The organism is Streptomyces sp. NPDC006384 (genome assembly GCF_042870695.1).
Lineage (GTDB): Bacteria > Actinomycetota > Actinomycetes > Streptomycetales > Streptomycetaceae > Streptomyces.
This window is the reverse complement of sequence record NZ_JBIAHR010000011.1, coordinates 149,616-173,403: the sequence shown is the minus strand read 5'-3', so window position 1 is coordinate 173,403 and position 23,788 is coordinate 149,616. Positions and strand designations below refer to the sequence as shown.

Sequence of the window (23,788 nt, the reverse complement as noted above, 5' to 3'; positions counted from 1 at the left end):
GGAGTCAGTGCTGGGAGCGGCCGAACTCGTTGTCGATGAGGTCGAGGAGTTCGTCGGTCGATGCGAAGACGAGGGAGTCCGCGGGGTCCTCGTGGGCCACGTCGCCCGGTTGTGTGCCGGTCTCCAGCCACCGTGACAGCAGGGTCTGCAGCCGGACCGTGATCTCGTCCCGGTCGTCGCCGGGGCCGCTGCCGTCCTGGCCCGCGAGCACCTGCTCCAGCGCGTCCAGGGCGGCGATCGCGGCCGACCGCGGCGGCGCCGCCTCGTCGGGGGCGACGAGGGTGAGCAGGAACGCGGCAAGCCGCGAGGGCGTCGGGTGGTCGAACACCGCGGTGGCCGGAAGCCGGGCGCCGGTGGCGGTGTTGAGCCGGTTGCGCATCTCGACGGCGGTGAGAGAGTCGAAGCCGAGCTCCCGGAACGGCCGCTCGGGGTCGACGGCCTCCAGGGCGCTCAGGCCCAGGACCGCAGCCACCCTGTCACGGACCAGGTCGAGGGCGAACTCCATGCGCTCGGGAGCGGTCATCCCGGACAGCCGCTGCGCCAACGGCACCTCGGCGTCGGCGTCCTGGTCCGCCGGTCGGCTCCGGGCGGGGACCACGTCCCGCAGCAGCGGGTGGATCCGGTCGAGCCCTCGCAGGACGTCCGGGTCGAAGGCCGTGGCGACCACCGCGGGCCGACCCGAGGAGAGAGCCCTGTCGAGGAGGTCCAGGCCCTGCTTCACGCCGGTCGGGACGAAGCCGTCGCGGGCGAACCGGACACGGTCGGGATCGCCCAGGCCCTGGTTGATGCCGCCGTCGACGTCCCACAGTCCCCAGGCGAGCGACGTCGCGGGCAGGCCGAGGGCCCACCGGTGCTGGGCGAGCCCGTCGAGGTAGGCGTTGGCGGCGGCGTAGTTGCCCTGGCCGGGGCCTCCGAAGAGCCCGACGGTCGAGGAGAACAGCACGAACGCCGACAGGTCCGCTTCGCGCGTCAGCTCGTGGAGATGCCGGGCACCGTCGGCCTTGGGGCCGAGCACGGTGTCGAACTGCCGCGGCGTCATCGCGGTCAGCAGAGCGTTGTCCAGCACTCCCGCCGCGTGCACGACGCCGGTCAGCGGCCGGTCGGCGGGGATGCCGTCCAGCAACGCGGCGAGGGCGTCCCGGTCGGCGAGATCGCAGGCGGCGATCCGTACCGTCGCGCCGAGTCCGGTCAGTTCCGCGTCCAGGGTGTCGGCTCCGGGCGCGTCGGCACCGGTTCGGCCGACCAGCAGGAGGTCCCTGATGCCGTGCTCGGTGACGAGGTGGCGGGCGACGGCGGCGCCCAGGACGCCGGTACCGCCGGTGACGAGGACCGTGCCGTCCGGGTTCCATACCGGGCCGTTTGCCCCGCGGCGTCCGGCCGAGGGGCGTACCCGGCCCAGCCGGGGCACCATGACCTGCCCGGACCGCACGGCGGCCTGCGGCTCGTCGGCCGACAGGTCGGCCCCGAGGGCCGCGGCCACCGGCTCCGCGTCGTCGGCGTCGGTGTCCACGAGCAGGATCCGGCCGGGCGCCTCCGACTGGGCGGAGCGCACCAGCCCCCAGACGGCCGCGGCGACCGGGTCCGGCAACTCGGTGTCCGCCGTGGCGACGGCTCCCCGGGTGACGAGGACCAGGCAGACGCCGGCGAAACGCTCGTCGGCCAGCCACTCCCGAAGGAGCTCCGCGGTGCGCCGGGTCAGCCGGTGCGGCGTGTCGGCCGGCTGCGCCTCCGGGGCGCCCTCCGGGTGGACGGTCAGCGGTACCACGAGGGTGTGCACCGCGTTCCCCGCGTCGAGCGCCTGTCCGAAGGCCGCCAGGTCCTCGTACGAGGGGACGCCGTCCGCCGTGCCGGCGAACCGGCCCAGGCGCGCCCAGGCGGTGACGCGGGCGGACGGACGGACGACGTCCGCGAGCCACTGGACCTGGTGGAGCGCGCCGAGCGGCTCCGGCCCGCCGAACGCCACGCCCGCGCCGGCCGCCGCTTCCGCCGAGGGCTCCAGCCAGTACCGCTCGCGCTGGAAGGGGTACGTGGGCAGGGCGACCCTGCGCACCGCGGTGCCGGTGAAGAACGCCTGCCAGTCGACCGGGACGCCCCGGGTGTGCAGGACCGCGAGCGCGCGCATCAGCGTCCGCGGCTCCGGCTGCAGGCGGCGCATGACGGGCACCGCGACCGCGTTTTCCGCACCGGCGGCGGCCATCGCGGAGAGGACCCCGTCCGGACCCAGCTCCAGCAGCGTGGTCACGCCTTCGGCCTCCAGGGCGCGCACCGCGTCGAGGAACCGGACCGGACGGCGGATCTGCTGCACCCAGTACTCGGGCGAGGACCAGCCGTCACCGGGGTCCACCTGACCGGTCACCGTGGACACGATCCCGGTCTTGGGCCGATGGAAGGTGAGTTGTTCGGCGATGCCCCGGAACTCGTCGAGTATCGGATCCATCCGGGGCGAGTGCGAGGCGCGCAGGATCGGCAGCACCTTGACCGACCGGCCGCGCTCCTTCCAGATTGCCGCGACGCCGTGGACGGCGTCCTCGTCGCCGGAGACCACGACCGCCTGCGGGCCGTTGACCGTGCCGATCACCGCGCGTCCCTCGGCGTCGAGGGTCTCGCGGACCTCCTCCTCGGTCGCCTCGACGGCTATCATGGCGCCGCCCTCCGGCAGGGACCGCATGAGGCGTCCGCGGGCCGTCACCAGGACGGCGGCGTCGGACAGCGACAGGACGCCCGCGAGGTGGGCGGCGATCAGCTCGCCGGTCGAGTGGCCGACCAGGTAGTCCGGGTGCACGCCCCACGTCTCGAAGAGGCGGAAGAGCGCCACTCCGACGGCGAAGAGGGCGGCGAGGGTGTAGTCGATCTGGTCGAGTTCGTCGCCGGACTCGATCACTTCGCGCAGCGGGCGTGGAAGGTGCTCGTCGAGTGCCGCGCAGACCTCGTCGAAGGCCGCGGCGAAAGGCGGGAAGGTCTCGGCCAGTTCGTGAGCCATGCCCACCCGCTGGGCGCCTCCGCCGGTGAACATGAAGGCGATCCGGCCCTCGTCCTTGACGTCGGTGACGGTGCCCGAGTCCCCGGCGGCCAGGGCGGCGAGCCCTTCGAGCAGCTCGTCCCGGCCGGCCGCGAGGGCCACCGCGCGGTGCCGCATGGCGGTGCGGGTGGTGGCCAGCGAGTAGGACAGGTCGGCGAGGCCGAGTCCGGGGTGTTCGGCGAGCAGTCCGGCGATCCGCCCGGCCTGAGCCGTGAGCGCCTGCGGCGAGCGGGCCGAGAGCAGGAACGGCAGGACCGGCGCCGGGGGCACGGCCGTCGGCGTGGTCGCCGGCTCCCCGGAAGATTCCCCGTCCGCCGGTTCCGGCGCCTGCTCGACGATGACGTGTGCGTTGGTGCCGCTGAACCCGAAGGCGGAGACCGCGGCCCGGCGCGGCCGGTCCGCTTCCGGCCAGTCCTGTGCCTCGGTGAGCAGGGCCAGCGCGCCGGAGCCCCAGTCGACGTGCGGGGTCGGCTCCTCGGCGTGCAGACTCCTGGGCATCACGCCGTGGCGGATGGCCTGGACGGTCTTGATGATGCCGCCGACGCCCGCGGCCGCCTGGGTGTGGCCGATGTTCGACTTGAGGGACCCCAGCCGCAGCGGCCGGTCCGCAGGCCGCCCCTTGCCGTAGGTGGCGAGCAGGGCGTTCGCCTCGATCGGGTCACCGAGAGGCGTACCGGTGCCGTGCGCCTCGACGAGGTCGACGTCGGCGGCGGTCAGTCCGGCGGAGGCGAGGGCCTGGTGGATCACCCGTTCCTGGGCGGGCCCGTTGGGAGCGCTGAGTCCGTTGCTCGCGCCGTCCTGGTTGGCCGCCGATCCGGTGATCACTGCGAGCACCTCGTGGCCGTTGCGCAGGGCGTCGGACAACCGCTCCACCAGCAGGATCCCGGCGCCCTCGGCCCATCCGGTGCCGTCGGCGGACGCGGCGAACGACTTGCAGCGCCCGTCGGCCGACAGGCCGCGCAACCGGGAGAACTCCACGAACGCCTGCGGCGTGGACATCACGGTCACCCCGCCGGCGAGGGCCAGGTCGCACTCCCCGCGGCGCAGCGCCGCCGCCGCGAGGTGGACGGCGACCAACGACGAGGAGCAGGCGGTGTCGACGGTGACCGCGGGGCCCTCCAGGCCGAAGACGTACGCCAGCCGGCCCGAGGCGACGCTGCCGGCGCTCCCGCTGTAGAGGTAGCCCTCGAACTCCTCGGGCGGTAGGAAGGGGCGTGATCCGTAGTCGTGGTACATCGACCCGATGAACACGCCGGTCCGGCTGCCCGACACGGCGTCGGCGGGAATGCCGGCGCGCTCGAAGCTCTCCCAGGCCGTCTCCAGCAGCAGGCGCTGCTGGGGATCGGTGGCCAGGGCCTCGCGCGGAGACATGCCGAAGAACTCGGGGTCGAACCGGTCCGCGTCGTGCAGGAATCCGCCCTGGTCCGTGTACGACGTGCCCACGGTGGCGGGGTCGGGGTCGTAGAGCGCCTCGAGCGGCCAGCCGCGGTGCTCGGGGAACGGGCTGACCGCGTCCACGCCGTCGGCGACCATCCGCCACAGACGTTCGGGCGAGTCCGCGCCGCCGGGGTACCGGCACGCCATCCCGATGATCGCGACGGGCTCCCGGTCCCTCTCCTCGATCTCCCGCAGCCGTCTGCGGCTGGCCTGGGCATCGGCGACAGCGCGCTTGAGGTACTGGCGGAGCTGGTTCTCGTCAGTGCTCACGCTCAGCTCCCGGTATCCGGCCGGGAGAGACGCCGGCCGATTCCTCGGTACCGTGCACGGATATTTTCCTTTCCTGGAGAACATCTGATGCGACTCACAACCTCCGCCAGTGTCGTCCAAGGAGTTCCGTGAGCGGTAACTCGGCACTCTTTCCCCTGGGAACGGCGCCCGGTGACCAAGGGCTGGCGAGCCGATTAGCGTCTGATTACAGGGCCGTTACGAGGCGCCGGTAGGGTTCCGGACACGTAGGCCTCATAGATAGGGAACCCGACGCGAAATGAATCCGGAGATCGAATACCAGGACCTTGCGGAGCCCTATCTCGGGGGTCTGCTCGCCTCTCTCGGACTGGACGTCCACTATTCCAGGGCGGAAAAGGACACTCTCTTCTACCGTGACGGGACGGGGCGTGAGGTCCCGGTGCTCGACCTCGTCGGCGGCTACGGCTCGACGATCGTCGGGCACAGCAATCCCGAGATCGTCGGCTGTGCGAGGGAACTGCTGGAGCAGGGCGTGCCGGTGCACTCGCAGTTCTCCCGGCACCCGTACGCCAACGAGCTGGCGCAGCGGATCAACGCGGTGATCCGGCGGGAGTTCGGCACCTCGGAGAGCTACTCGGCGATCTTCGCCAACAGCGGTGCCGAGGCGGTCGAGATCGCGATGAAGCACGCCGAGTTCGACCGGGTCGCGAAGGTGGCGGAACTGGCCGCGGAGATCGACGCACACCTCGAGAGGGCCCGGGCGGCGGGCTCCCCGGTGGCCGGCGGCGGGTCCTACGACCGCCTGGCCGCGGCGACGGAGCTGCCGGCCGGGTCCGCGCCCGACGAGGTGATCGCCGCGATCCGTGGCGTCAACGCCTCACGCGTGACCACCGCGCCGGTGTTCCTGGCGCCGGAGGGCTCCTTCCACGGGAAGCTGGTCGGCAGCGTCCAGCTCACTCACAACCCCGGCTTCCGGACGCCGTTCTCCGCGCTGGCCGCGCAGTGCCGCTTCGTGCCGGTGCACGAGCCGGACGCGGTGGCCAAGACCATCGACTCGGTCCGCACGACGCTGTTCGGCCTCCAGACGGCCGAGGGCGCCCTGCGCGTCGTCGAACACGAACTGCCGGTCGTCGCCGCGTTCGTCCTGGAACCGGTCCAGGGCGAGGCGGGGATCCGGGTGTTCGACCGGGAGACCCTGGAGCGCGTCCGGCAGGCCTGCGCGACGGTGGACTGTCCCGTGATCGTGGACGAGGTGCAGAGCGGCATGGGCCGCACCGGGGCCTTCTTCGCCAGCTCGCACGTCGGCCTCCAGGGCGACTACTTCACGCTGGCGAAGAGCCTGGGCGGCGGCGTCGCCAAGGCGGCCGTGACCCTGGTGCGCGGCTCCCGCTACCGCCAGGAGTTCGAACTGGTGCACAGCTCGACCTTCGCCAAGGACGCCTTCTCCACGTCGATCGCCATCAGGACGGTGGAGCTGCTGGAGGCGGACGGCGGCCGGGTCTACCGGCTGGCCGTCGAGCGCGGCAACCGGCTGGCGGACATGCTGCGCAAGCTCCAGGAGGAGTTCGCCACCGTCGTCAAGGACGTCCGCGGCAAGGGTCTGATGATCGGCCTGGAGCTGCACGACCAGTCGGACTCGTCCTCGGAGGTCATCGCCGGACAGGCCCGCGCGGGTCTGCTCGGCTACCTGCTGTCCGGCTACCTGCTGCGCGTGCACGCCCTGCGGATCCTCCCGACGGCCAGTGCCGTGAACACCCTGCGCCTGGAGCCGTCCGTCCACATCACCGACGCCGAGATCGACCGGCTGGAAGCCGGTCTGCGCGGGCTGCTGACCGTGCTCCGCGACCAGGACGGCGCCGCCCTGCTGCCCGCCGGTCCGGTCTCGGGATCCGCCGCCTGAAAAGACCGGCACCCTCGCATCGCGACTGTCCAGGACGACGAAGGAAAGAGCTGTTCAGATGGCGACATGGCATGACGGGCACAGGGACGGTCATGACGAATCGGTGGCGATCGTCGGAATGTCCTGCCGCTTGCCCGGATCAACGGGTACGGCGGAGTTCTGGAATCTCCTCAGCGACAGTCGCAATGCGATAACCGAAGTTCCTGTCGACCGTCGGCAGGGGATATCTGATTCGGTCCGGAACGACGGCGGGGCGCGTTTCGGAGCGTTCCTGGACGGAATCGGGGACTTCGACGCCGCTTTCTTCGGCATTTCCCCCCGGGAAGCCGCGGCAATGGACCCGCAGCAGCGTCTCGTGCTGGAGCTGGCCTGGACGGCGCTGGAGGACGCCGGCATCGTTCCCGCCGGTCTGGCCGGCTCGGCCGCCTCCGTGTTCGTGGGGTCGCTCCGCGACGACTACGCCGGTCTGGTGCTGAGCGGTGGCGACGGCACGATCACCCAGCACACCAACACCGGTGTGCACCGGGGGATCATCGCCAACCGGGTCTCCTACGCCCTGGACCTGCGCGGCCCCAGCGTGGTGGTGGACACGGCCCAGTCGTCGTCGCTGGTCGCGGTCCATCTGGCCGCGCAGAGCGTGCGGTCGGGCGAGTCGCCGATCGCCATCGCGGCGGGTGTGAACCTCAATCTCCTCGCGGAGGGCGCGCTGGGCGCGCAGCGGTTCGGAGGTCTGTCTCCGGACGGCCGCAGTTACGTGTTCGACGCCCGGGCCAACGGCTACGTCCGCGGCGAGGGCGCGGTGGTTATGGTGCTCAAGCCCCTGTCGGCGGCCCTCGCCGACGGGGACGACGTCTATGCCGTGGTGCGCGGCAGCGCCGTCAACAACGACGGTGCCACCCCCGGTCTGACCGTGCCCAGCCCGCAGGCGCAGGAGCGGGTGATCCGGGCCGCGCTGCGGCGTTCCGGGATCACCGCGGACCAGGTGCAGTACGTCGAGCTCCACGGGACCGGCACCCCGGTCGGCGACCCGGTCGAGGCGGCGGCGCTGGGCGCGGCCTTCGCGGAGCGACGCGCGGACGCGGTCGTCGCGGGCGAGGACCCCCTGCTGGTGGGGTCGGTCAAGACCAACATCGGGCACCTGGAGGGAGCCGCCGGCATCACCGGCATGCTCAAGGCGGTGCTCGGCATCCGGCACCGGCGCCTGCCCGCGAGCCTGGACTTCGCCACCCCCAACCCGGACATCCCGTTCGACGGTCTCGGGCTGCGGGTCAACACGGACCTGCGCGACTGGCCGCACTCCGACCGGCCGCTGATCGCCGGCGTCTCGTCCTTCGGGATGGGCGGCACGAACGCCCACGTGGTCCTGAGCGAACCGCCGGCCGCCGACCGCCCCGCGGCCGTGCCGCTGCCGGACACCAGGCCCGAGCCGGACACCCGGCCGGTGCCGGTGCCGGTACCCGTCTCGGGACGGACCCCGGCCGCGCTGCGGGCGCACGCCGCCCTGCTGCGCGACACCGGTCTCACACCGCAGGACCTCGGCTTCTCCCTGGCGACGACCAGGACGGCGTTCCGGCACCGGGCCGTGGTTCTCGCCTCCGACGCCGACGACCTGCGCAGCGGCCTCGACGCCCTCGCGGAGGACCGGCCCGCGCCGCACGCGATCACGACATCCCCGCCCGGCGCCGAACCGGTGGACGAGCCGGCCGACGAGCGGACCGCGCTGCTGACCGGGCTCGCGACGGCGTTCGTCGGCGGCGAGGACGTCGACTGGCTGCCGGCGTTCGCGGACGTCCGGGCCGAGCGGGTCCGGCTGCCGGGCTACCCGTTCCAGCGGGAGCGGTTCTGGACCGGCGAGGCCCTCACCCCCGCACGGGACACCGAGGACCTCGGCACGGGCGAGTCCGGCGCGGATCCGGCGGCCCTGGTCACGCACCAGGTGGCGGCGGCCCTCGGCATCGGCGACCCGGGCGACGTGGAACTGGACACCACCTTCCGGGACCTCGGGTTCTCGTCGCTGATGACGGTCGAACTCATCGACAGCCTGGCCACCGCCACCGGACGTCCGCTGCCCGGCGGCCTGCTGTTCGACCACCCCACTCCCCGGGACCTGATCGGCTACTTCACCGGAACCGGGACCGGCCCGGTCCACGCGGGAGGGAGCGCGCACCCGACGGTCCCGGCGGGGCGGCCGGACCGGCGGTCCGGCCGCGACGGGGACGCGATCGCGATCGTCGGCATGGCCTGCCGCCTCCCGGGCGGCGTCGCCTCCCCCGAGGACCTGTGGCGTGTGGTGGCCGACGAGCAGGACGTGACCGGAGCCTTCCCGACCGACCGCGGATGGCAGCCCGGTGAGGGCTACTCCCGTGTCGGCGGCTTCCTGGGCACCGCCGCCGAGTTCGACGCGGAGTTCTTCGGCATCTCCCCCAGAGAGGCACTGGCCATGGACCCGCAGCAGCGGCTGCTGCTGCAGACCACCTGGGAGGCCCTGGAACGGGCCGGCATCGACCCGAAGTCGCTGCGGGGCAGCCGCACCGGCGTGTTCGTCGGCGGCACCGCCTCCGACTACGGCCCGCGGATGCACGAGGCCGACGAGGACGTCAAGGGCTACGTCCTCACCGGGACCACCCCCAGCGTGCTGTCGGGCCGGATCGCCTACCAACTCGGCTTCGTGGGGCCGACGCTCACCGTGGACACGGCCTGCTCGTCCTCCCTGGTCGCCCTTCACCTGGCGGTACGCGCCCTGCGCGCCGGCGAGGCGTCCGCGGCGGTCGCCGGCGGGGTGACCGTGATGGCCACTCCGGGCATGTTCGAGGAGTTCTCCCGCCAGCACGGGCTGGCGGCCGACGGGCGGTGCAAGCCGTTCTCGGCGGACGCGGACGGCACCGGCTGGTCCGAGGGTGTCGGAATGCTCGTGCTGGAGCGGCTTTCGGACGCCCGGCGCAGCGGACACCCGGTCCTCGCGGTGATCCGTGGAACGGCGATCAACTCGGACGGCTCGTCCAACGGGCTGACCGCGCCCAGCGGCCTGTCCCAGCAGCGGCTGATCGGCACCGCGCTGGAGGACGCCGGCCTGACCGGTGCCGACGTCGACCTCCTGGAGGCGCACGGCACCGGCACCTCGCTCGGCGACCCGATCGAGGCCGACGCGATCCTCGCCGCCTACGGACAGGACCGCGACGTCCCGCTGTTCCTGGGCTCGCTCAAGTCGAACATCGGTCACACCCAGGCCGCCGCCGGCGTCGCCGGCGTGATCAAGGCCGTCCAGGCCATGCGGCACGAGGTCCTGCCGCGCACCCTGCACGTCGACGTCCCCACCTCCCGGGTCGACTGGGAGTCGGGCCGGGTCGAGCTGCTGACGCGGGCCCGCGGCTGGGAGCGCGCGGACCGGCCGCTGCGCGCCGCCGTGTCCGCCTTCGGCATCAGCGGAACCAACGCCCATGTGGTCCTTGAGGAGGGCGAGCGGACCCCCACGGCGCTGGTGTTCACCGGCCAGGGGGCGCAGCGGCCCGGCATGGGCCGGGAACTGTACGCGCGGTTCCCGGTGTTCGCGCGAGCGCTCGACGAGGTGTGCACAGCCTTCGACCGCCATCTGGACCGGCCGCTGAAGGACCTGATGTTCGGTGACGGACCCGACGCCGCGACGGAGCTGAACCAGACCCGTTACACCCAGCCGGCGCTGTTCGCCTTCGAGGTGGCGCTGGCCGAACTCGCCACCGAGCAGGGTCTGGGCGCCGACATGCTGGCGGGCCACTCCATCGGCGAGCTCGCCGCCGCCTATGTGGCCGGTGTGTTCTCGCTCGAGGACGCGGCGAAGCTGGTGGCCGCCCGTGGCCGGCTGATGCAGCAGGCCCGTTCCGGCGGCGCGATGATCACGGTGGAGGCCACCGAGACCGAGGTCGCCGAGACCCTGGCCGACGGAGTCGTGGTGGCCGCGGTGAACGGTCCGGTGTCGGTGGTGCTCGCCGGAGACGCCGAGGCCACCGAGGCCGCCGCGGCCGGCTGGCGCGAACGCGGCCGCAGAGTCACCCGGCTGACGGTCAGCCACGCCTTCCACTCGCCCCACATGGACGACGTGCTCGACGAGTTCCGGGCGGTGGCCGAGACGGTCGGTCACCGGCCGCCGCGGATTCCCGTGATCTCCACCGTGACCGGGCTCCCCCTGCCCGCCGACCCCTCCGGATACGCCGAGCACTGGGTCACCCAGATCCGCGCCACCGTGCGGTTCCACGACGCGGTGTCGGCCCTGCGCGAGGCCGGCGCCGGCCTGTTCGTCGAGATCGGGCCGTCGGCGGCGCTCACCCCGTTGCTCCGGTCCGCGGGCGTTCGGCGGGCCGTCCCGCTGAGCCGGTCCGCCGGGTCCGAGGCGGACGTCCTCGCCGCCGCTCTGGCCCGGGCCCGGGGCGAGGAGCCCACGCACCCCTTCCGCCGGGACCGCTTCTGGCTGCCGCCGCGCCCCACGCGCGGCGCCTCGGGGCACCTGCTGCTCGACTCGGTCGTGGAACTGGTCGACCGGGACGAGGTGGTGCTCGCGGGCACCGTCTCGGTGGACGGCCATCCCTGGCTCGCCGGACACGTCATCAACGGTTCGGTCCTGCTGCCGGGAACGATGTTGCTGGAGATGGCGCTGTTCGCCGGCGAACGGGTGGGCCTGCCCGAGGTGGCGGACCTGACCCTGGAGAGCCCTCTGCGGCTTCCCGCCTCCGGCTCCGTCGAACTCCAGGTCACCGTGCGGGAACGGCAGCTGGCGATCCACTCCCGCCGGGAGGGCGAACAGGACTGGGCCCGGCACGCGTCCGGCCTGCTCGGTGACGCCGACGCGGGGCTGGACTCCGGCGCGGAGGACCGGCTCGACTGGCCGCCCGCCGGCGACCCGGTGCCCGTGGAGGACGCCTACGCGCTCCTCACCGAGCGCGGCTACGACTACCACGGCGTGTTCCGCGGGCTGCGGGCCGTGTACCGCGACGGGGACACGGTGTACGCCGAGGTCGGCGTCCCGGACGGGCACTTCGCCGCGGACCAGGGTTTCCTGCTGCACCCGGCCCTGGCGGACGCGGCGCTGCACCCCATCGTGCTCGGCCTGGTCGACGGCGGGGAGGGGACTCGGCTGCCGTTCGCGTGGAGCGGGGTCCGCCTGCACGCAGGCTCGACCGGCGGGACCGAGTTCCGTGTCCGGATCACCCCGGCCGGAGGCGACACGTACGAGCTGCTGTTCGCCGACCCGACCGGTGCGCCGGTGGCCTCCGTGGACGCGCTGGCCCTCCGGGCGTCGGGGGCGGCCACCGACGCCGTCCCGATGTACGAGCTGTCCTGGCGGCCCCGGAGCGCCACGAGTGCGGACGCCGCCGGCGCGCTCCGGCCCACCGTCGTCGAGGTCACCCCGGACGGCGACCCGACGGCCGCGGCCCTCGCCGCGCTGGGGGCGGTCCGTGACTGGCTGGCCGCCGAGCACGACCCGGACGAACGGCTGGTCCTCGTCACCCGGAACGCGGTGCCGGCCGCGCCGGGCGAGGGCGTCGCCGATCCGGCCGCCGGCGCGGTGTGGGGTCTGGTGCGCACCGCCCAGAGCGAGTACCCGGACCAGGTCGTCGTGGTGGACCTCGCCGGGGCGGCCGATTCGGCGGACCTCACCCCGGTGGCGGAAGCGGTCGAAGCGGCCGTGCGGAGCGGGGAGCCGCAACTGGCCGTCCGCGACGGGTCGTTGCTGGTGCCCCGCATCACCAGGTCCTCCCCGGCCGACGCCACGGGCGCCGAGACCGGACTCGGCTGGAACCCCCGGGGCACCGTCCTCGTCACCGGCGGCACGGGCGGGCTGGGCGCGCTGGTCGCGCGGCACCTCCACCGCCGGCACGGTGTGCGGAACCTGCTCCTCGTCAGCCGCCGCGGCCCGAACGCGCCCGGCGCAGCCGAGCTGACGGCCGAGCTGGAGGGCGCGCGTGTCGCCGCCGTCGATGTGACCGACCGGGCCGCGCTGGCCGGGCTGGTCGACGGCCTGCCGGCGGACGCGCCCCTGACCGCGGTGATCCACGCCGCCGGAGTGCTGGACGACGCCACCATCCCGGCGCTGACCGAGGGCCACGTCCGCACGGTCATGGCCGCCAAGGCGGAGGCCGCCCGGCACCTGCACGAGCTGACCGCGGACCTGGAGTTGGACGCCTTCGTCCTGTTCTCCTCGATCTCCGGCCTGCTCGGCACCGCCGGCCAGGGCAACTACGCGGCCGCGAACACCTACCTGGACGCGTTGGCCGCGCACCGCCGTGCCCTCGGCCTGCCCGGGACGTCCCTGGCGTGGGGGCTGTGGGAAGAGGGCATGGGGCAGTCCCTCGGCGCCGCCGACCTGGACCGCTGGGCGCGTTCCGGCGTGGAGCCGCTGACCGCGGAGCAGGGCCTCGCCCTGTTCGATGGGGCCCTGTCACCGAACGCGGCGGACGCCGTCGACGCGGCTGACACGGCACTGCCGGTCCCGGCGGCGCTCCGGCCGTCCCTGCTGCCGGACGCGGACGCCGTGCCGGTCCTGTTCTCCGGTCTGGTCCGGCGCCGCCGGAAGCCGACCGGTCCCGCGCAGGCCGCACACGCCGGGCGGTCACTGACGGCGCAGCAGGCCGAGGAACTCGTCCGGGTGACCACGGCCGGGGTGCTGGGGCTCCCCAGCCCGGCCGTGCTCGACGCGGGCAAGGCGTTCCGTGAGCAGGGCTTCGACTCGCTGGCCGGCGTCGAACTGCGGAACCGGCTGATCGCGGCCACGGGCCGGCAGCTCCCCGCGACTCTGGTCTTCGACCATCCCACACCGCGGGCCCTGGCCGCCTTCCTCGCCGAGGACGACGACCAGGGCGCGGGCCGGGAGCGGACCGGCGCCCCGCGGCGCAGGAACCGGGGCCGGGGCGACGATCCGCTGGCCATCGTCGGCATGGCCTGCCGCTACCCCGGTGGTGTCCGCTCGGCCGACGACCTGTGGCAGCTGGTGGTGGAGGGACGCGACGCCATTTCCGAGTTCCCGGACAACCGCGGCTGGGACCTCGACGGGCTCTACCATCCCGACCCGGAGCACCTCGGCACCAGTTACACGCGGCACGGGGGGTTCCTGCACGACGCGGACCTGTTCGACGCGGCGTTCTTCGACATGTCGCCGCGGGAGGCGCTCGCCACCGACCCGCAGCAGCGACTGCTGCTGGAGACGGCGTGGGAGACCTTCGAGGACGCCGGCATCGACCCGTCGGGCCTGCGGGGCAGCCGGACCGGCGTGTTCACCGGCGTGATGTACGACGACTACGCGTCGCGGCTGCCGGCCACCCCGCGCGAGGTGGAGGGCTTCGTGCTGGCCGGCAACACCTCCAGCGTGGTCTCCGGCCGGCTCGCCTACAGTTACGGCCTGGAGGGGCCGGCGATCACCGTGGACACCGCGTGCTCGTCCTCGCTGGTCGCGCTGCACCTGGCCGCGAACGCGCTGCGCTCGGGGGAGGTGGATCTCGCCCTGGCCGGCGGTGTCACGGTCATGTCCGGGCCTGGCACATTCGTGGAGTTCTCCCGGCAGAAGGGGCTCTCCGGGGACGGGCGCTGCAAGTCCTTCTCGGCCGACGCCGACGGCACCGGCTGGTCGGAGGGGGTCGGCCTGCTGCTGGTCGAGCGGCTGGAGGACGCCCGCCGGAAGGGACACCGGGTGCTGGCGGTGCTCCGCGGGTCCGCGGTGAACTCCGACGGAGCCTCCAACGGCCTGACCGCCCCGAACGGGCCCTCGCAGGAGCGGGTGATCCGCGCCGCGCTCGCCGACGCCGGTCTGTCCGGCGGTGACATCGACCTCGTCGAGGCGCACGGCACCGGCACCCGCCTCGGTGATCCGATCGAGGCGCAGGCTCTGCTGGCGACCTACGGCCAGAACCGCGAGGAGCCCGTGCGGCTGGGTTCACTGAAGTCCAACCTCGGACACGCCCAGGCCGCCGCAGGCGTCGGCGGCGTGATCAAGGTGGTCCAGGCGATGCGGCACGGCATCCAGCCGCGGACGCTGCACCTGGGCGAGCCGTCACCGCACGTGGACTGGTCCGCGGGCGCGATCGAGCTGCTCGGCGAGGAGCGGGAGTGGCCGGACCCCGGCCGCCCGCGCCGGGCCGCAGTCTCCGCGTTCGGCATCAGCGGCACCAACGCCCACGTGATCCTCGAGCAGGCCGGACCCGTCTCGGGCGCGGACCGGGCGGCCGAGCCCCTCACCGGCGAGTCCGGCGAGTCCGGCGAGTCCGGGGAGTCCGGAGAGCCGTCCCGCCCCGGCCGGCCGCCGGTGCCCCTGCTGCTGTCGGCACGGACCGACCAGGCCCTGCGCACCCGCGCCGCGGAGCTGCGCGCCCACCTGGAGCGGAACCCGGACGTCGGCCTCCCGGACGTCGCCGGCACGCTGGCGCTCCGCCGCGCCCAGCTGGACCGGCGGGCCGTCGTCGTCGGCGCCGACCGGGACTCCCTGCTGCGGGGCCTCGACGCCGTCGCGACGGGTGCCGCCGCGACGGGCGTGGTCCAGGGCCACGGAACCGGCCGCGGCGCCACGGCCTTCCTGTTCACCGGCCAGGGCGCGCAGCGGGCCGGGATGGGACGCGAACTGTACGAGCGGTCCGAGGTCTTCCGCGCCGCGCTCGACGAGGTGGCCGCCCACCTCGACCCGGCACTCGACCGGCCGCTGACCGCCGTCCTGTTCGCCGAACCCGACAGCGCCGACGCGGCACTGCTCGACCGGACCGCGTTCACCCAGGCCGCGTTGTTCGCGGTCGAGGTGGCGCTCCACCGGTTCGCCGAGCACCACGGCGTCACCCCCGACTACCTCCTCGGGCACTCGGTCGGCGAGGTGGCCGCGGCGCACGTGGCGGGCGTGTTCGACCTGCCCGACGCCTGCCGCCTGGTCGCCGCACGCGGGGCCGCCATGCAGTCCGCCCGCGACGACGGGGCGATGGCCGCGCTGGAGGCCTCCGAACAGGAGGTGCGCGACTGCCTGGTGACCGGAGCGGAGATCGCCGGGGTGAACGGCCCCCGGGCCGTGGTGGTGTCCGGGGACGAGGACGCCGTGACCGCGATGGCCGGGCTCTGGTCCGGCCGCGGCCGGCGGACACGGCGGCTCCCGGTCAGCCATGCCTTCCACTCGCCGCACATGGACGAGGTGCTGGGGGACTTCCGCTCCGCGCTGGACACCATCGCCTTCCACGAGCCCCGGATCCCGGTCGTCTCGAACGTCACCGGAGAGCTCGCCACCGTCGGGCAGTTGACGTCGCCGGACTACTGGGTCACCCATGTCCGTCAAGCCGTACGGTTCCTCGACGGTGTCCGGACCCTGCGGGCGCACGGCGTCACCGAGTTCGTCGAGCTCGGCCCGGACGGGGTGCTCACCGCGATGGCCGGGCAGGCGGTCGCGGACGAGGGCGCCGACGTGAACCCCGGCGCCTCGGTGTCGATGCTGCGGTCCGGGCGCGGCGAGGTGGAGACCGCGTTCGCCGCGCTCGGCGCCCTGTACGTGCGGGGCGTGCCCGTCGACTGGTCGGCGGCGCTTCCGGCGACCGGACTTGTGCCGCTGCCGCGTTACCCCTTCCAGCACCGCCGGTACTGGCTGGAGAACTCGTCCGACGCGCACCCGCTGCTGGACACCGTGGTCACCCTCGTCGACGGGGCGACCGTGCTGACCGGCGAGGTCGGGGCGGTCGGCTGGATCGGCGACCACCGGATCCGCGACGAGGTCCTCGTCCCCGGCACGGCGCTGCTCGACATGGCGCTGTACGCCGGGTCCCGCGTGGACTGCCCGACGGTCGCCGAACTGACCTTCGTCGCGCCGCTGGTGGTGCCCGAGGAGGAGACCGTGGCGGTCCAGGTCCGGGTCGATGCCCCGGGTCCGGACGGCAGCCGCCCGGTGCTGATCCACTCCCGGCCGGGCGCCGGGGCGGACTCGTCGGACGGGTGGACCCGGCACGCCCACGGTGTGCTCGTTCCCGGGCCGCAGGCGACCCCCCAACCGGCCGCGGCCGAACCGGCCGGCGCCGAAGCGGAGCTGGCCGGCGTGTACGAGCGGCTCGCCGAGCACGGCTACCACTACGGTCCGGCGTTCCAGGGCCTGCGGTCCGCGCGCCACACCGGCGAGGACCGCTTCGTCGAGGTGGAACTCCCACAGCGGTACCGGAGCGAGGCAGGCCGCTACGGCGTGCACCCGGCGCTGCTCGACGCGGTGCTGCATGTGCTGCTCCCCGGTGTCGTGGACCCCGGCGCACCGGCTGTCCTGCCGTTCTCCTGGACCGGGGTGACCCGGTACGCGACCGGTGCCACGGCGCTGAGCGCCCGGGTCACCGTCCGCGGCGGCGCGGCGAGCCTGGCGGTCCACGACCGGGAAGGCCGGGCGGTGCTGACGGTGGACGAGCTGGTGCTGCTGCCCGTCGGGCGGAGCAGCGCGCCCGCGGGCATGCACACCGTCGTCTGGCGCGATGCCACCGGCCCCGACGCCGCCCTCGAGCCGGCCGTCATCCACCGCGTGAGGACCCCGGCCGGTCTCCCCGAGCAGGACGTGCCGACGGCGGCGAAGGCGCTGGTGCACTCGGTTCTCGTAGAGCTCCGGGCGGTCCTGGCCGAGGACGACCGGTACCGGCACGCCTTCGTCGTCGAACCGGGCCCGGAGCACGCCGCGGTGCGCGGCCTGGTCCGCAGCGCCCAGGCGGAGAACCCGGGCAGGTTCGTGCTCGTCGAGGCCGGGGCGGACGTCGGGGAGGCCGAACTGGGGGACGCGCTGCGGATCCCCGAACCGGAACTGGCGCTCCGCGACGGCCGGACCCTGGTACCGCGGCTGGCCCGCCCGGCCGGTGCCGCGGCGGCCGCCCCGGACGCCGTCGTCGACCTGGGCGCGGGCCCCGTTCTGGTCACCGGTGCGACCGGAACCCTGGGCACCGTGCTGGCCCGGCACCTCGTCGGCCGGCACGGGGTGCGGAACCTGGTGCTGGTCAGCCGACGGGGCGGGAAAGCGCCGGGTGCGGCCCGTCTGCGGGACGAGCTGACCGCGCTGGGCGCCGAGGTGAGCCTGGTGGCCGCCGACGTGACCGACCGGCAGGCCCTGGAGCGGGTGTTCGCCGCGCACCGGCCGGCCGCGGTGGTGCACACCGCGGGCGTCGTCGCCGACGCCACCCTCACCGGACTGACCACCGAACAGGTCGACGCGGTGCTGGGCCCGAAGGTGGACGCGGCCTGGCACCTGCACGAACTGGCGGGTGACCGGCCCTTGTTCCTGTACTCGTCGGTCGCCGGGCTGCTCGGCACTCCGGGACAGGCGAACTACGCGGCGGCCAACACCTTCCTGGACGCGCTGGCCGAGCACCGCCGGGCGCTGGGCAGACCCGCGGTCTCCCTGGCCTGGGGCCTGTGGGCGCAGACCAGCGCCATCTCCGAGCAGTTGACCGACGTCGACCTCCAGCGGCTGGCTCGCTCGGGCCTGCGCCCGTTGGACACCGCGGAGGCGCTGTCCCTGTTCGACGCCTCCCTCGACGTGGTGGCCGAAGACGGCGCCGCGGTGCTCGCCCTGACCAGGTTCGACCGCGCCGCGCTCAGGGGACGGACCGACGTCGCGGGAATGCTGCGGGACCTGTCCGGACCCCCGCCCGTCGCCGCGGCCGCGGCAGGGGACGGCGCGCCGGGCGGGCCGGGCGCGGACACGCCCGAGGTCGTCGCCGACCTCCCGGACCTCGTCCGCGTCCAGGTCGCCGCGGTGCTGGGCCACGCGGACCCGTCCGAGGTGGAGGAGCACCGCTCGTTCAGCGAGCTCGGGTTCGACTCCCTCACGGCCGTCGAGCTGCGCAACCGGCTCGGCACCGCGCTCGGCCGACGGCTGTCCGCGACCGTGGTGTTCGACCACCCCACCCCGGCCGCGCTGACCGAGCACCTGCTCGGCCTGGCCGGGGCCACGGAGAGGCCGGCCGCGTCCGCGACCCGGGACCGTGCGGCGACGGCCGGGGGCCACCACGACGAGCCGATCGCGATCGTCGGCATGGCCTGCCGCTACCCGGGCGGTGTCGCCTCGCCGCAGGACCTGTGGCAGCTGGTCGCCGACGGCAGGGACGCCACCTCGGAGTTCCCGGTGAACCGGGGCTGGCCGGCCGACCTCCACCACCCGGATCCGGACCACCCGGGCACCTCCATCACCCGCAGGGGCGGGTTCCTGCACGACGCGGACCGGTTCGACGCCGAGTTCTTCGGGCTGTCGCCGCGGGAGGCGCTCGCCGTCGACCCGCAGCAGCGGCAGCTGCTGGAGACCACCTGGGAGGCGGTGGAGCAGGCCGGACTCGACCCGCTGGCCCTGCGCGGCAGCCGGACCGGCGTGTTCGTCGGTGTCATGTACAGCGACTACGGCTCCCGGCCGGACCTGCCACCGGAGGGGGTGCAGGGCTACCTGTACAGCGGCAGCGCCGGCAGCATCGCCTCCGGCCGCCTCGCCTACACCTTCGGGTTCGAGGGGCCGGCCCTCACCGTGGACACCGCGTGCTCGTCCTCGCTGGTCGCCGTCCACCTGGCCGCGAGCGCGCTGCGCCGCGGCGAGTGCGAGTTCGCGGTCGCGGGAGGCGCGACCGTGATGGCCACGCCGACGCCGTTCGTGGAGTTCTCCCGGCTGCGCGGGCTCTCCGAGGACGGCCGGTGCAAGTCGTTCTCCGACGACGCCGACGGCACCGGATGGTCCGAGGGCGCGGGCATGCTCCTGCTGGAGAAGCTGTCGGACGCCCGGCGCAACGGACACCGGGTGCTCGCCGTGCTGCGCGGCTCGGCGGTGAACTCCGACGGCGCCTCGAACGGGCTGACGGCCCCGAACGGGCCCGCCCAGGAGCGGGTGATCCGCGCCGCGCTCGACTCCGCCGACCTGGCCCCGGCCGACGTCGGCCTCCTGGAGGCACACGGTACGGGGACCAGGCTGGGCGACCCGATCGAGGCCCGGGCGGTGATCGCCGCCTACGGTCCCGAGCGGGAGCACCCGTTGCTGCTGGGGTCGCTGAAGTCGAACATCGGGCACGCCCAGGCGGCTGCGGGCGTCGGAGGGATCATCAAGGTCGTCCAGGCCATGCGGCACGGGCTCGCCCCGGCCACCCTGCACGTCGGAACCCCGTCCCGGCACGTCGACTGGGCGGAGAGCGGCGTCGAGCTGCTGACGGAGGCCCGCCCGTGGCCGCGGGGCGCACACCCACGCCGGGCCGGCGTCTCCTCCTTCGGGTTCGGGGGCACCAACGCCCACGTGATCATCGAGGAGGCCGAGGCCGTCCCGGCCCGGGTGCCTGAGCGGCCGGCCGGTCCGCCGCCCGTCCCGGTTCCGTGGGTGCTCTCCGCCCGTACCGAGCAGGCCCTGGCGGAGCAGGCGGAGCGGGTCGCGGCGCTCTCCACCGTGGACGAGTCGTTCACCCTGGCGACCCGTGCCGCTCTGCCGTACCGGATGGCGGCGACGAGCCCGGCGGGTCTGCGGAAGGCGGTTGCGGTCCGTGCGGTCGGAGGCCGACTGGCCTTCGCGTTCACCGGGCAGGGCGCGCAGCGCATCGGCATGGGGCTTGAGCTGGCCGCCGCACACCCGGTGTTCGCCTCGGCGTTCGACGAGGTCTGCGCGCACTTCGACACCGCCCTGCAGGCGAGGGTCCGGGCGGCGATCGCCGACGGGGACGGCCTGGACGAGACCGGCACGGCGCAGCCCGCGCTGTTCGCCGTCGAGGTGGCGCTGTTCCGCCTGGTGGAGTCGTGGGGGATCCGGCCCGACGTGGTCTTCGGCCATTCGGTCGGAGAGCTGGCCGCGGCCCACGTCGCCGGTGTGCTGACGCTGCCCGACGCGGCCCGGCTGGTCGCGGCCCGCGGCGCCCTGATGCAGGCACTTCCCCGTGGCGGCGCGATGGTCGCCGTTGAGGCGGCCGCCGCCGAACTGGACGAGCTGGAACTGCCCGCCGCGGTGGCGGTCGCCGCGATCAACGGCCCCGCCTCGGTCGTCCTGTCCGGTGCCGAGGAGCCCCTGCTGGCCTTCGTCGAGGAGTACTTCTCCGGCCGGGGCCGGCGCACCAAGCGGCTCACGGTCAGTCACGCCTTCCACTCTCCGCTGATGGAGCCGATGCTGGACGACTTCCGGGCGGTCGCCCGTGAACTCACCTACCGGGCCGTGGAGATCCCCGCGCTCTCCACGGTCACCGGCCGGCACGCCGGGGAGTGGGCCGACCCGGAGTACTGGGTGGCGCAGGTCCGGGCCACCGTCCGGTTCCACGACGCGGTGCTGGCCGCCCGTGACGAGGGCGTGCGCACCGTGCTGGAGGTGGGCCCCGACGCGGTGCTGACCGGCATGATCGCCGCCGGCTTCCCCGCCGGGGAGGACGACGGCCCGGTCGCCGTGCCTCTCCGGCGGCACGGCCGGTCCGAGGCGGACTGCGCCGCCGGCGCGCTCGGCACCCTGTTCACCCGGGGCGTCCGGATCGACTGGAGGGCGGTGTTCCCCGGCGCGGAGCCGGCCGACGTGCCCACCTACGCGTTCGGCCGTAGGCGTTTCTGGCTCGCTCCGGCCGGACGGGCCGACGTGACCGGCGCCGGTCTGCGTGCCGCGGGGCACCCACTGCTCGGCGCGGCGGTCGACCTCGCGGCGGGTGGCGCGGCGGAAGGCGGCGTCACCGTGTCGACCGGACGGCTGTCGCTGGCCACGCACCCGTGGCTGGCCGACCACCGGGTGCGGGGCACCGTGGTCGTGCCCGGTACGGCGCTGGTCGAGCTGGCCGCGTCGACGGGCGCGATCGCGGAGTTCACCGTCACCGAACCGGTGGTCGTCCCGGAGACCGGCGCGCTCACCCTTCAGCTGGTGGTCGACGGCACCGCGGTCACGCTGTACTCGCGGAGCGCGGACGCCGGCTCCGACGACCTCCTGTGGACCCGGCACGCGGTCGGGACCCTGGCCCAGGAGGAGCCCGGGCCGGTTCCCGACGCCGAGCCGTGGCCGGAGGAGCTGACCGAGATCGATCTCACCGGCATGTACCAGCGTGTCGTGGAACACGGCTACGTGTACGGCCCCGTCTTCAGGGGGCTGTGTGCGCTGCACCGGTGCGGCGACGAACTGTTCGCCGAGGTCGAGGTCCCGACGGAGCCGGCGTTCTCGACGGCGGGGTTCACCGTGCACCCGGCACTGCTGGACGCCGTCCTGCACGCGCTGCTGCCCGGCGTCGGGGGCGACGACCGGCCGGCCTCACTGCCCTTCGCCTGGAGCGGGGTGCGGTTCCACGCGCCCGCCCCGACCGTCGGCGGCGCGGTCCTGCGGGCCCGCCTCACCCCCACGGGTCCCGACGCGGTGCGCCTGCTGGTGACCGGCGAGGACGGCCTCGTCGTGGCGGAGGTGGACGAGTTGGTGCTGCGGCCGATCCCCGCTCTCCCGTCCGGCACCGCCGCGGGCGAGAACCTGTTGTACACCCCTGTCTGGCGCGGGCCCGAGGTGTCCGGCGTGCCCGCGGACGGCACCGCCCCCACGGTGGTGCGGGTCGAGGCCGGCGCAGGCGACCTGCCGCAGCGGGCCCGGCGCGCCGTCCACCACACGCTCGGTGTGCTGCGCGACTGGCTGGACGGCGACGCCGGGGGACGGCTCGCGGTCGTCGTCGGGTCCGACCTGGCCCATGCCGGTGTCCGTGGCCTGGTCCTCAGCGCCGCGACCGAACACCCCGGACGGTTCCTGCTGGTGGACCGCCCCGACACGGACGGCTCCGCCGACGTCCGGGATTCCGTCCGGGAACTCCTGGCCTCGGTCGGTGACCTGGACGAGCAGGAGGTGCGGGTCCAGGACGGCGAACTCCGCGTCCCCCGGCTGGTCCCGTACCGGCCAACGGCCGGGACCGGGTCGGACGGCGTGCAGGACGCGGCCGGTGCGGCGGTGCCCTGGAACGAGGGCACCGTGATGATCACCGGAGCGACCGGCGCGCTGGGGACGGAGCTGGCCCGGCACCTGGTGGCACGGCACGGCGCCCGCTCGCTGCTGCTGGTGAGCCGGAGCGGAAAGGCTCCGGACATCGGCGGCGCGGACGCCGGCGTCGAGGTCCACGCGGTGGCCTGTGACGTGACCGACCGCGAGGCAGTGGCCGACGTCGTCGCCCGGTATCGGCCCGTCGCCTTCGTGCACGCCGCCGGAACGCTGGCCGACGGCACGCTGGTCGGACTCTCGCCCGACCAGGTCGACGCCGTCCTGCGACCCAAGATCGACGCGGCGTGGCATCTGCACGAGGCGGCCGGCGACCGGCCTCTGGTGCTGTACTCCTCGATCGCCGGGCTGCTCGGCACGGCCGGCCAGGCCAACTACGCGGCAGGGAACACCTTCCTGGACGCCCTGGCCGAGTACCGCACCTCGCTCGGGCTGCCCACCGTCTCGCTGGCCTGGGGGCTGTGGGAGGCCGGAATGGGCGACCGGCTGTCCGGGACGGACCTGAGGCGGATCCACGCGCTCGGGCTGCGCCCGGTGGAGGTGGCGGACGCACTGCGGGCCTTCGACACCGCCACCGCGGGCATCTCCGGCCCGGTGACCGCCGACGGCCGGATCCCGGTGTTCGCCGTCACCGGGATCGACCGGGCCACGCTCGGCGCCGCCCCGAACCCGCCCTCGGTGCTGAGGGGTCTCGCGCCCCGACCGGCCGCCGTGCGTGCCGGCGCGGCCCCGTCGGCGTCCCGGACGCGGACCCACGTCGCCTGGGACCAGCCGGGCGCCGTGCTCGACCTCGTCCGCCGCGAGGTCGCCGCCGCGCTGGGACACGACGGGGTGTCGGCCATCGCCTCCGACGTGCTGTTCACCGATCTCGGTCTCGACTCGCTGACGGCGGTGGAGCTGCGCAACCGGCTGACGGCCGTCACCGGGGAACAGCTGCCGGCCACGCTGGTGTTCGACCATCCGACGCCGGCCCAGCTGGCCGGCAACCTGCGCACCATCGTGGCAGCCCGGCAGGCCGCTCCGCTTCTCGACCAGTTGGAGACACTGATGCGGCACGGAGGGCTCGACCCGGACGCGGTGGACCGGATCCGGCAGCTCGTCGGCGGCGCTCCACCGGCCGTCCACGTGCGCGACGAGCAGCTCGAGAAGGAACTGTCCGACCTGGAGGACGCCGCGGACGAGGACCTGTTCGCCATGGTCGACGACCTCGAATGAGCCGCCGCCGGCCCTGTGCGACCCACGGTCGACCACAGCTACAAGCGCAGGCAACAGGCACAGTTAC

General features: G+C 74.4%; 2 protein-coding genes and 1 pseudogene. 2 read left to right on the top strand and 1 reads right to left on the bottom strand.

Going from position 1 to position 23,788, the window contains the following annotated elements:
- Positions 1 to 4: 4 nt before the first annotated feature.
- Positions 5 to 4,684 (bottom strand): annotated as a pseudogene (locus tag ACFYOJ_RS17530) (SDR family NAD(P)-dependent oxidoreductase); the annotation flags it as partial.
- 319 nt (positions 4,685 to 5,003) lie between these two features.
- Between ACFYOJ_RS17530 and ACFYOJ_RS17525 the strand changes: the two are divergent.
- Both ACFYOJ_RS17525 and ACFYOJ_RS17520 read left to right on the top strand, forming a co-directional pair.
- Positions 5,004 to 6,605: an aminotransferase class III-fold pyridoxal phosphate-dependent enzyme gene (locus ACFYOJ_RS17525; RefSeq protein ID WP_356553139.1), complete on the top strand. Its 1,602-nt coding sequence runs from the start codon at positions 5,004 to 5,006 to the stop codon at positions 6,603 to 6,605.
- A gap of 58 nt (positions 6,606 to 6,663) precedes the next feature.
- Entirely contained in the window at positions 6,664 to 23,721 is a 17,058-nt protein-coding gene (locus ACFYOJ_RS17520) for an SDR family NAD(P)-dependent oxidoreductase (protein WP_356553141.1), read from the top strand.
- The last annotated feature ends 67 nt before the right edge of the window (positions 23,722 to 23,788 follow it).

What these genes read in the sequence shown, in the direction of transcription:
- ACFYOJ_RS17520 (WP_356553141.1), top strand. Translation starts at nt 6,664, where the DNA reads ATGGCGACATGGCATGACGGGCACAGGGACGGTCATGACGAATCGGTG.
- ACFYOJ_RS17525 (WP_356553139.1), top strand. Translation starts at nt 5,004, where the DNA reads ATGAATCCGGAGATCGAATACCAGGACCTTGCGGAGCCCTATCTCGGG.